This window comes from Roseateles sp. (assembly GCF_044373315.1).
In the GTDB taxonomy this organism is placed as follows: Bacteria; Pseudomonadota; Gammaproteobacteria; order Burkholderiales; family Burkholderiaceae_C; genus JACDQM01.
This window is the reverse complement of sequence record NZ_JBILQK010000117.1, coordinates 1-9,364: the sequence shown is the minus strand read 5'-3', so window position 1 is coordinate 9,364 and position 9,364 is coordinate 1. Positions and strand designations below refer to the sequence as shown.

The window sequence follows — 9,364 nt, the reverse complement described above, 5'->3', positions numbered from 1 at the left end:
TCGATGACGGCCAACCAGGACTGGCGCGCAGCAGGGTCGGCCAGCAAGGGGATGCCGTCAGCCAAGCCATCTGCCATGTCGAGCACATGGGCGAACTCGTGGATCACGACGTTGTAGACACTGTCCAGCCCTGCGGCGGGATCGGCTCCATGCTCCAGCTCGCTCCAGGCCAGCATCAACGGTCCACCCTCCATGGCTTCGCCAGCCAGCAGCTCCTCGTACTGGTGCACGATGCCATCCTCATCGATGTACTCGCGCGCCGCGAGCACCTCGCCCTCGTGCATCACGATGCCGACAAAGCCGTCGTAGGCCCTCAGTCCCAGTTGCAGCACTGGAAGGCAGGCCTGGGCTGCGACGGCCAAAGCGACTTGATCGCTGACGACGAAGCCGGCGGCGCCGTGGAACTCCTTCTCCGCCAGGAAGAGGGAGCACAGCCGGCGCAGACGCTTCAAGTCCTCGTCACTGCGGCTGGCAATGAAGGGATACCGGGCGAGGGTGAGTTGCCACAAGTCTTCGGGAATCGCGTGGCGCTGCAGCTGACGATTCTCGCGGGAGCGCTTCCAGCGTTCTAGCAGGCGATCTAGCATGTGGCTGGGGCGAGTCGATGCAAGCCAGCCGAATCAAGCCGAAGCACATCGGCCCTTGGGTTTGGGGCCTCGCAGTCCCAGTCGGACAGCACCCAGCGCTGCCGGCCATTTCCGAGCTCATGCACCGCGGGGCGATGGGTATGGCCATGTAGCAGGACTTGGCATTCGGCGGCGTCCAGCCATTGGCAGCAGGCCTCAGCGTCCAGATCCGACCAGTCTGCAGGCGTCTGCTTGCGCTTCAAGGCCTCACTCTCGGCGCGCATCCGGCGTGCGAGCTCCCGGCGCTCTGTCAACGGGCGCGCCAGCAGTTGCTGCTGCCAGGCTGAGCTGCGGACCTCGGCGCGAAAGCGTTGATAGTCCGTGTCGTCCAGGCAAAGGGCATCGCCGTGGCTGAGCAGCAAGGCATGGCCGAAAGCCTTCAGCCGGCAAGGGTCAGACAAGCGGCGCATTCCAGCATCGTTCGCCATGTCTGGCCCGATCAGGAAGTCGCGGTTGCCAGCGATGAAGAACAAGGACAAGCGCTGGCTGGCCTCGCGAAGCAGATCTGTGCAGGTCTGCTCGAAAGCGTCGAAGCGCGCGTCGTCACCGATCCAGACCTCGAAGATGTCGCCCAGCAGGAACACTGCTTGCGCCGACGTGCTGCGCAGGTGCTGCTGCAGCGCGGCCAGCGTGGCGTCCATGCCGGGCGCGAGGTGCAGGTCGGAGATGAAGTCGATCGCACGCCATTCAGGCGCAGCGATCAGGGTCTCAAGCGGATCGGGCAGGGCCGGCGGCCCGGCCCGAAGCGCGGTCTCAGGCAACTTCAACCGCGCGCTCGATCACGACGTTCTCGGTTGGCACATCGTCATGGAAGCCGGAGCGGCCGGTCTTGACCTTCTCAATCGCATCCACCACCTCGGTGCCGGCAACGACCTTGCCGAACACGGCATAGCCCCAGCCGGACGGGCTCTCGGACTTGAAGTTCAGGAAGCCATTGTTGGTGGTGTTGATGAAGAACTGGGCCGAGGCCGAGTGCGGCGCGTTGGTGCGTGCCATCGCCACGGTGTAGTGCTCGTTGGTCAGGCCGTTGTTGGCTTCGTTCTGGATCGTCGAATCGGTGGGCTTTTGCTTCATGCCCACTTCGAAGCCGCCGCCCTGGACCATGAAGCCCTTGATCACGCGGTGAAAAACCGTGCCGTCGTAGTGTCCCTTGCGGACATAGGACAGGAAGTTCTCGACGGTGATGGGTGCCTTGGCGTCGTCGAGTTCCAGGCGGATCAGGCCGTGGTTGGTATGCAGTTCAACAGTCTTGGTCATTTCTTGGGCTCCACGATGGCCTTCTTGATGATCACGGGAGTCAGCGGCAGGTTCTGATGCATGCCCTGGGCGCCCGTGGGCTTGATGCGAATCTTGTCGACGACGTCCATGCCTTCGATCACCCGGCCGAAAACAGCGTAGCCGTTGCCGTCGCGCGCGTTGGCGGCGTCCAGGAAGGCGTTGTCGACCGTGTTGATGAAGAACTGGGCGGTGGCCGAGTTGGGGTCGGAGGTGCGCGCCATCGCGATGCTGCCGCGCACATTGTTCAGGCCGTTCTGGCTTTCCAGCGGGATCGGGCCGCGCGTCGGCTTCTGTTCCAGCTTGGGCGTGAAGCCGCCGCCCTGGATCATGAAGGTCTCGATCACGCGGTGGAAGATCGTGCCGTCGTAATGCCCGGCCTTGACGTACTTGACGAAGTTGTCGACCGACTTGGGTGCCTTGGCGGCGTCAAGCTCGATGCGGATGTCACCCTCACTGGTGCTGAGCTTGACAGTCTGAGCCAGCGCTGGGAGCGCCGCGAAAGCAAGGGCTGTGGTCAGCAGCGAGCGGGCGATGAACGGGGTCAGAAATGTGGCTTGCATGGCGGTCTTGCGGATCAACGCGGATCGGGGAAGGCGACAGGGGTGCAGATTCTCTCTCAGCTCTTCAATCACCGCGCTGGAGCAATGCCTGGCTGCGCTGGAGCTTGAGCATCAGGGCCTGTTTGTCGCCACTGGCAAAGCGTTGCGCGCGTTCATAGTGTTGTGCGGCCAGGCGAACCAGCACATCGCCGAGGTTCTCCAGTGCCTGCGCATGGTCGGGCTGCAGACGCAGTGCTTGTTCCAGAGCATCTCGCGCGCTGGCCAGGTCGCCGCGGGCGGCCCGAATGACGGCCAGGTTGTTGTATGGGTCGGCCAGATCCGGGTGGTCCTGGGTCAGGCCGATCAGGCCGAGTTCGGCCTCGCCCGTCTGGCGCAGCTCGAGTTGCATGCTGGCCAGGGCGAAGCGTAGGCGGCTGTCGTTCGGTTGGGTTTGCAGGGCGGCGCGCACCAGCTGCAGGGCCTGTTGCTGTTGCCCCTGCAGCCACATCGATTGCGCTTGCTCCAGACTGGCGATGGGGCCAGCGGCGGCTGCGGTCGGGGGGCACAGCACTGCGGCGAGCAGGCTGGCGAGCATCCCGATCCGGCGCAGCCGGGGGCTCCGAGTCAAGAAATCAAAGCTGTACATAGGGGCGGCGATCATCGATTCGGTGCAGCCGTGCGATCTGCTGCGAAGCTCGGCTGAGAGGCGGCTGGGCACGAGGGGTCAGCCGCTATACTGACCAGGATTCTACGGGTCCGCCCCGGTACTTGCTGCATCACGCTGCAGGTAAGCTGGCTTCAAGCAAAGCCTGCGGCACCCGGTTCGAGGCTCGCCAGAGCCTGACCACGCAGCCGGCCACCTCCTCGCTCATGTCCTTGCGCATCTACAACACCTTGACCCGCGCGGTCGAGCCTTTCGCTCCCATTGAACCCGGCCATGTGCGCATGTATGTATGCGGCATCACCGTGTACGACCTGTGCCATATGGGACACGCGCGGATGAACGTGGCCTTCGACGTGGTCTACCGCTGGCTGAAGGCCTCGGGTCTGCGGGTCACCTATGTGCGCAACATCACGGACATCGAAGACAAGATCATCCGGCGCGCGGTGGAGCGGGGCCTCACGATCCGTGAACTGACCGACGAAATGATCGCCGCGATGCACCGCGACTTCGCTGCGCTGGGCATCAGTGCCCCTACGCATGAGCCGCGCGCCACCGACTATGTCCCGCAGATGCTGGACATCATCGGCCAGCTGCAGGCCAAGGGCCTGGCGTATCAGGCCAAAGGCGGCGATGTGAACTATGCGGTGCGCAAGTTTGATGGGTACGGCAAGCTGAGCGGCAAGTCGGTGGATCAGCTGCGAGCGGGCGAGCGGGTCGCGGTGCAGGACGACAAGGATGATCCCTTGGACTTCGTGCTGTGGAAACACGCGAAGGCTGATGAGCCGGCCGAAGCCAAGTGGGCCAGCCCCTGGGGCGATGGCCGGCCTGGCTGGCATATCGAATGTTCGGCCATGAGCTGCGCACTGCTCGGCGAGCACTTTGACATCCATGGCGGCGGCATGGACCTGCAGTTCCCGCACCACGAGAACGAGATTGCCCAGAGCGAGGGCGCCACCGGGCGGCCCTTCGTCAACACCTGGATGCACAACGGCTTCGTCAATGTGGACAACGAGAAGATGTCCAAGAGCCTGGGCAATTTCTTCACCATTGCCGACGTGCTGGAGAAGTACGACGGAGAGACGCTGCGCTTCTTCATGCTGCGCACGCAGTACCGCGGGCCGATCAACTACAGCGATGCGACGCTGGACGATGCGCGTACAGCGCTGCGCCGGCTCTACACCGCGCTGGATGGCGTCAGCCCGGCTGGCTCTGAGCACATCGACTGGAGCAGCGGTCCTGCGGCGGCCTTCAAAGCGGCGATGGATGAGGACTTCAACACGCCAGCCGCGCTGGCCGTGCTGTTCGATCTGGCCAGCGAACTCAACCGCAGCCGATCACCCGCTGATGCCGCGCTGCTGAAGAGTCTGGGCGGTGTGCTCGGCGTGCTGCAGCAAACGCCGCGCGATTACCTGCAGTCGGGCAGCGGTCTCGACGAGGCCAGTATCCAGGCGCAGATCGATGCACGTGCGGCGGCCAAAGCCGAGCGCAATTTTGCTGAGGCGGATCGGATTCGCGCCGAACTGCTGGCAGCGGGCATTGAGCTCAAGGACTCTGCCTCGGGCACGACCTGGGTCAATATCGGTGTGAGGGCCTGACGTGGTTCGACAGCCTGCCGAGGTGACCCCGGACTATTGGGACGAGGCGTGTCGCCATTTGTCCAAGCGCGACCGCGTGATGAAGAAGCTGATTCCGCAGTTCGGCGAGGCGCGACTGCAGAGCCGCGGGGACGCTTTCACGACGCTGGCGCGATCCATCGTCGGCCAGCAGATCTCGGTGAAGGCGGCGCAATCGGTGTGGGACCGACTGGCCGCTGTTCTTGAGGCGACCTCGACCAAGGTGCTGCCGGCAGCCGTGCTGGCTCAGCCGGTCGAGCAATTGCGCGGCGCCGGCCTGTCGGCGCGTAAGGTCGAGTATCTGAACGACCTTGCGCAGCACTTCGAGGCCGGTCGTGTGCATGTGCGCCAATGGACCCAGATGGATGATGAGGCCATCATCGAAGAGCTGGTGGCCATTCGCGGCATCGGCCGCTGGACCGCCGAAATGTTCCTGATCTTTCATCTCATGCGGCCAAACGTGCTGCCGCTGGACGATCTGGGCCTGCTCAAAGGCATCAGCCAGAACTACTTCTCCGGCGAACCCGTCTCGCGCGCAGAAGCCCGCGAGCTTGGCGAGGCCTGGGCGCCCTACCGATCGGTAGCCACATGGTACATTTGGCGCAGTCTTGATCCGCTGCCGGTGGACTACTGAGCAAGCGAATCTCTGTCCCACGAGGGCCGGTTTTCGCTCCATCATCACTGAACAGATCACCAGGATGAGCAAGAAACACTTTCTCGAATTCGAGCAGCCCATCGCCGAGCTCGACAACAAGATTGAAGAGCTGCGCTACGTGCAAAGCGAGTCGGCCGTCGACATCTCTGAAGAGATCGATCGGCTCTCCAAGAAGAGCCTGCAGCTCACCAAGGACATCTACGCCAATGTGGCGCCGTGGCAGGTCTACCAGATCGCCCGCCACCCTCAGCGTCCGCAGACGCTGGACTACTGCGCCGATGTGTTCACCGAGTTCCAGGAACTGCACGGCGACCGCCACTTCGCCGATGACGCCGCCATTGTCGGCGGCCTGGCGCGCTTCAATGGTCAGCCCTGCATGATCGTCGGCCACCAGCGCGGTGCTGATGCCAAGGAGCGCACGCTGCGCAACTTCGGCATGCCCCGTCCGGAAGGCTACCGAAAGGCCTTGCGCCTGATGAAGCTGGCCGAAAAGTTCGGTCTGCCTGTGTTCACCTTCATCGACACCATGGGTGCCTACCCCGGCATCGGTGCCGAGGAGCGCGGTCAATCCGAGGCGATCGGTCGCAACATCTTCGAGATGGCGCAGCTGGAAGTGCCCATCATCGCGACGGTGATCGGTGAGGGCGGCTCTGGTGGTGCGCTGGCGATCGGCGTCGCCGATCAGGTGCTGATGCTGCAGTTCTCGGCCTATTCGGTGATCTCCCCAGAAGGCTGTGCGTCCATCTTGTGGAAGAGCTCCGAGCGTGCCTCTGAAGCTGCCGAAGCGCTGGGCATCACGGCCCACCGCCTGAAGGCCATGGGTCTGATCGACAAGATCGTCAGCGAGCCTGTCGGCGGCGCTCATCGGGACACCAAGCAGATGGCCTCGCAGCTGAAGCGTGCCTTGTCCGATGCCTTGCGCCAAGTCAGCGACCTCGAGCCCAAGGAGTTGCTGGAGCGCCGCTACCAGCGCCTGCAGGCCTATGGCCGATTCGGCGACACCAAGAACCGCTGACCTTTCGGCTGCCACCCCCTGTGTCGCGGTCGCCTACAGCGGCGGCCGCGACTCCACTGCGCTCTTGCACGCCACGGCGTCGGCGGCGGCGTTGGCGCTGCGGTATGGCCAAGGTGTACGAACCGTGGCTCTGCATGTCCATCACGGGCTGAGTGCGCAGGCCGATGCCTGGCAGGCCCATTGCGAGCAGCAGTGCCGGGACTGGGCCAGTCTAGGCCTCCCCATCGAGTTTCAGCACCGACGCTTGCTTGGCGCTCCAGCGCCTGGTCAGAGCGTCGAGGCCTGGGCGCGTGCCGGCCGATATGCCGCTCTTGACGAGATGGCTCGGGCGTGCGGCGCGTCGATTCTGCTGCTGGCGCATCACCGCCGCGACCAGGCCGAGACCTTCTTGCTGCAAGCTTTGCGTGGCGCGGGTGTGGCGGGCCTGGCAGGCATGCCGCGACAGCAGCTCCGCGCGGGGCTGACCTGGGCCCGGCCTTGGCTGGATGCGCCGCGCGAGCACATCGACGCCTATGTGTCGGCCCACGGCTTGCGCCACATCGAAGACGAGAGCAATGGCGACGCCCGCTATGCCCGCAACCGTCTACGCCTGCGCCTGTGGCCCTCGCTGGTGGCTGAGTTTCCGCAGGCGGAGCGCAGTCTGGCGCAGGCTTCGGCCTGGTCGCAGCAGGCTCTGGCGCTGGCTGACGAGATCGGCGCTGAAGATGTGCAGCGCTGGTCGATTGACGGCGGTTTGCAGCATGAGGCCCTGTCTGCCTTGTCACCGGCTCGTGCCAGCAATCTGCTGCGCGCATGGTTGACCAAGGTTCTCGGTCACGCTGCGCCGGCGACGCTGGTTCAGCGCGTCTTGAGAGAGGCATCGACTGCCGACGTCGCCCAGTGGCCTCTGCCGGGCGAGGGGACGCTCAGGCTCTATCGGGGGCTGCTGCGGGTCGAGCCGGCATCGTGTCCGGTTTCTCTGAGCCAGCCTCTTGCCATTGATTTGAGCACGCCGGGGCGGCATGTCTGCGCCGCCGTTGGCGGTGTTTGGCTGGTGCGCTCGGTCGATCAAGGCGGCGTCAGTCCAGAGCTTTTGCGTCAAGCGCAAATGCGCCCCCGGACTGGCGGCGAGCAGTTTCAAGCCCATGCGCGCGGCCTTCCTCGCAGCCTGAAGAAGGCGTGGCAGAGCGCCGGTGTCGATGTGCTCGGTCGGCAGGGGCCGCTGTTGTTCAGCGCTGCGGATTTGCTATGGGCGCCAGGCTTGGGCTTTGATGCGCGCAGGCTCGCCGTAGAAGGCCCGCAGCTCACCTTGGACTGGCTGCCCGGCGCGTCAGCTTGAACTCAGGTTTGCTGCAGCGCAGCAGCTAGAATTGCGGGCTGCGACCGCGGCGCAACCAGACTTTGTTTCGACCTCCGCGCTAACAAGACTTCCATGGCATTGATCGTTCACAAGTACGGCGGCACCTCGATGGGCTCGACCGACCGTATCCGCAACGTCGCCAAGCGCGTGGCCAAATGGGCGCGTGCGGGGCATCAAATGGTGGTGGTGCCTTCGGCCATGAGCGGTGAGACCAACCGCCTGCTGGGCATGGCCAAGGAACTGGCGCCTGCATCCAGCAGCCCGGAACTGAACCGGGAAATGGACATGATCGCCGCCACTGGCGAGCAGGTCTCCGTGGGCTTGCTCGCGATTGCGCTGCAGGCTGAGGGGATCGACGCCGTCAGCTACACCGGATGGCAGGTCCCTGTGGCCACCGACTCGTCCTACACCAAGGCCCGCATCGAGAGCATCGACGACAAGCGCGTGCGTGCCGATCTAGCTGCCGGCAAGGTGGTGGTGATCACCGGTTTCCAGGGTGTCGATGAGGACATGAACATCACGACCCTGGGGCGCGGTGGCTCCGACACCTCGGCCGTGGCCATCGCTGCGGCGATGAAGGCCGATGAGTGCCTGATCTACACCGATGTGGACGGCGTCTACACCACCGACCCGCGCATCGTGCCCGAGGCGCGCCGCCTGCACACCATCAGCTTCGAAGAGATGCTGGAGATGGCTTCGCTGGGTTCGAAGATTCTGCAGATCCGCTCGGTCGAGTTCGCTGGCAAATACCGCGTGCCGCTGCGCGTGCTGTCGAGCTTCACCCCCTGGGATATCGACATCAACGAAGAAGCCAAGTCCGGCACCCTGATCAGTTTTGAAGAGGACGAGAAAATGGAACAAGCCGTCGTTTCGGGCATTGCCTTCAATCGCGACGAAGCCAAGGTGACGCTGCTGGGTGTGCCTGACAAGCCCGGCATCGCCTTCCAGATCCTGGGCCCGGTGGCTGACGCGAATATCGATATCGACGTCATCATCCAGAACGTGTCCCACGACGGCAAGACCGACTTCTCCTTCACCGTGCACCGCAACGACTATGCGCGCACGATGGAGCTGCTGGAGAAGAGCGTCGGCCCCGCGACCCAGGCTGCCAAGGTGCTGGGCGACCCGAAGATCTGCAAGGTGTCCATCGTCGGCATCGGCATGCGCTCGCATGTGGGCGTGGCCTCGAAGATGTTCCGCGCGCTGAGCGAAGAGGGCATCAACATCCAGATGATCTCCACCAGCGAGATCAAGACTTCGGTCGTGATCGACGAGAAGTACATGGAGCTCGCAGTGCGCGCGCTGCACAAGGCATTCGAGCTGGATCAGGACACGCCTTCGGCCTGAACTTTTGTTTGAGAGCCAAAAAACGCTGCTATACTGCGTGGCTCTGCTGGAGACGTGACCGAGTGGCCGAAGGTGCTCCCCTGCTAAGGGAGTATGTGGGCAAAACCTGCATCGAGGGTTCGAATCCCTCCGTCTCCGCCAGCAAATCATGGAAGCGCCGCGCAATGCAAATTGCGCGGCGTTTTTCATTTGCGCGCAGCGCTGCATCGACCTGGTCAGGGCTTAGCGTGCGCTGTCGGCGGATAGCATCGACGCTTCAACAAGAACATTTGCGACGTCCTTCGCTGA

10 protein-coding genes and 1 tRNA gene are annotated in these 9,364 nt (G+C 64.0%); 6 read left to right on the top strand and 5 right to left on the bottom strand.

Annotated features, from left to right (window positions below):
- From ACIQ67_RS17875 to ACIQ67_RS17855, 5 genes are all read right to left on the bottom strand, one after another.
- Nucleotides 1–587 (bottom strand): zinc-dependent peptidase (locus ACIQ67_RS17875; protein ID WP_397535732.1); only part of this gene is annotated, 587 nt, incomplete at its 3' end.
- Complete coding sequence (locus ACIQ67_RS17870; RefSeq protein ID WP_397535731.1) at nt 581–1,393, bottom strand: UDP-2,3-diacylglucosamine diphosphatase; 813 nt, start codon at nt 1,391–1,393, stop codon at nt 581–583. The genes ACIQ67_RS17870 and ACIQ67_RS17875, both read right to left, overlap by 7 nt.
- A complete protein-coding gene (locus tag ACIQ67_RS17865) occupies nt 1,380–1,883 on the bottom strand; it encodes a peptidylprolyl isomerase (protein WP_397535730.1) in 504 nt (167 codons plus the stop codon). The genes ACIQ67_RS17870 and ACIQ67_RS17865 overlap by 14 nt, the downstream gene beginning before the upstream one ends.
- A complete protein-coding gene (locus ACIQ67_RS17860; RefSeq protein WP_397535729.1) occupies nt 1,880–2,464 on the bottom strand; it encodes a peptidylprolyl isomerase in 585 nt (194 codons plus the stop codon). The genes ACIQ67_RS17865 and ACIQ67_RS17860 overlap by 4 nt, the downstream gene beginning before the upstream one ends.
- Before the next feature lie 64 nt (nt 2,465–2,528).
- Nucleotides 2,529–3,038 carry a tetratricopeptide repeat protein gene (locus ACIQ67_RS17855; RefSeq protein WP_397535728.1) on the bottom strand — a complete coding sequence of 170 codons (510 nt, stop codon included), beginning with the start codon at nt 3,036–3,038 and terminating at the stop codon, nt 2,529–2,531.
- Nucleotides 3,039–3,313: 275 nt separating this feature from the next.
- Between ACIQ67_RS17855 and cysS the strand changes: the two genes are divergently transcribed.
- From cysS to ACIQ67_RS17825, 6 genes are all read left to right on the top strand, one after another.
- Nucleotides 3,314–4,702: a cysteine--tRNA ligase gene (gene cysS / locus ACIQ67_RS17850; protein WP_397535727.1), complete on the top strand. Its 1,389-nt coding sequence runs from the start codon at nt 3,314–3,316 to the stop codon at nt 4,700–4,702.
- 1 nt (nt 4,703) lies between these two features.
- Nucleotides 4,704–5,354, top strand: a complete 651-nt coding sequence (locus ACIQ67_RS17845) for a DNA-3-methyladenine glycosylase family protein (protein ID WP_397535726.1) — start codon at nt 4,704–4,706, stop codon at nt 5,352–5,354.
- A gap of 64 nt (nt 5,355–5,418) precedes the next feature.
- Nucleotides 5,419–6,390: an acetyl-CoA carboxylase carboxyltransferase subunit alpha gene (locus ACIQ67_RS17840; RefSeq protein ID WP_397535725.1), complete on the top strand. Its 972-nt coding sequence runs from the start codon at nt 5,419–5,421 to the stop codon at nt 6,388–6,390.
- Nucleotides 6,287–7,708, top strand: coding sequence for a tRNA lysidine(34) synthetase TilS (gene tilS / locus ACIQ67_RS17835; RefSeq protein WP_397535724.1), 1,422 nt, complete (start codon nt 6,287–6,289; stop codon nt 7,706–7,708). Before ACIQ67_RS17840 ends, tilS begins: the two co-directional genes overlap by 104 nt.
- 93 nt (nt 7,709–7,801) lie before the next feature.
- Nucleotides 7,802–9,076: an aspartate kinase gene (locus ACIQ67_RS17830; protein ID WP_397535723.1), complete on the top strand. Its 1,275-nt coding sequence runs from the start codon at nt 7,802–7,804 to the stop codon at nt 9,074–9,076.
- A gap of 48 nt (nt 9,077–9,124) precedes the next feature.
- A tRNA-Ser gene (locus ACIQ67_RS17825) sits at nt 9,125–9,217 on the top strand.
- Nucleotides 9,218–9,364 lie beyond the last annotated feature (147 nt).